This is a genomic window from Pseudomonas sp. I2, assembly GCF_040984075.1.
Taxonomy (GTDB): domain Bacteria; phylum Pseudomonadota; class Gammaproteobacteria; order Pseudomonadales; family Pseudomonadaceae; genus Aquipseudomonas; species Aquipseudomonas guariconensis_B.
Map to the genome: position 1 here is coordinate 1 of NZ_JBCGFQ010000122.1, position 953 is coordinate 953.

At 52.6% G+C, this 953-nt stretch carries 1 pseudogene; it reads right to left on the reverse strand.

Annotated features, from left to right (window positions below):
• Nucleotides 1-513 precede the first annotated feature (513 nt).
• A pseudogene (locus WCE05_RS25835) lies at nt 514-953 on the reverse strand (hypothetical protein); the annotation flags it as partial.

A 953-nucleotide genomic window follows, 5' to 3' on the forward strand; every position in this document is an offset into this window, starting at 1 on the left:
AAAAGCGCGATGAATCAATTTGCGATTCTGTACGGAGACCGGTTCATCAGGCCGACCTGGTGAGAATCAGGGCCTGCCTGACGGCAGGCCGTTACCGGCCCGCACACAAAAAATCTGACAGTCCCCGACTACGCTACAAATCGAAAAAGATACATCGTAAGTAACCAACACAATCCGATATAGACACAACTGATCGCCACCCGCATGCGACGCCCCAAATACGCAGGAAACTCTCGAGCATCCGTCGGATCCAGCCATCCTCGCCGAATTCCTAGGCTGGGCCATACGGCAGCAGTACTCATTGCCGCTACGATGAATACTCGTGATTTAAGGGTGTTCGTCCCCCATGCCCTGATTTCCTCGTCCATCCCAGAGCTTCGTCCAAAAGCACGACACATCACCCCGAAATGACGAGATGCAGCAATATGGAGTGTCATGGCACTTCCTGTCATCATAATCAGAAAGGGAGTACCAAGTAGAATCAGTCTCAAAACCGCAGGCCAGTCACTGACATCAATCATATGAGACCTCATAGAATATTTTCCCAAAGTACTCACCAAAATGCTCACCCAGTTTCGCCGTGCCCAATGAACCACTACCTACCAAGGCAATGCCACAAACCGCCTTTCCCCAGAATCCGAAATTGCATACCAACTTAGCTGTGTTACTTGCTGCAATGCTACCAGCGGTGCCGCCCACCAACCCACCAGAAAAGCTCCCAGTCTCGGTGAACCGAATTCTCCTGCATTCCTCCGTCTCCCCTGCCCGGCACGCCTCCTGCACTTTCAAGTAGGACGAAGAAGCCCCCAACCCAATCGCCACATATCCACCATATTTCAAATACCGCGCCGTCTTCGCCACTTCTTCCAAATGCGTCGCATACCCCGGTATCTGCCCCGGCCCACCGGCCTTTTTCCAGTGATGCACCACACGCTTGGACGAAATCCCAAGAT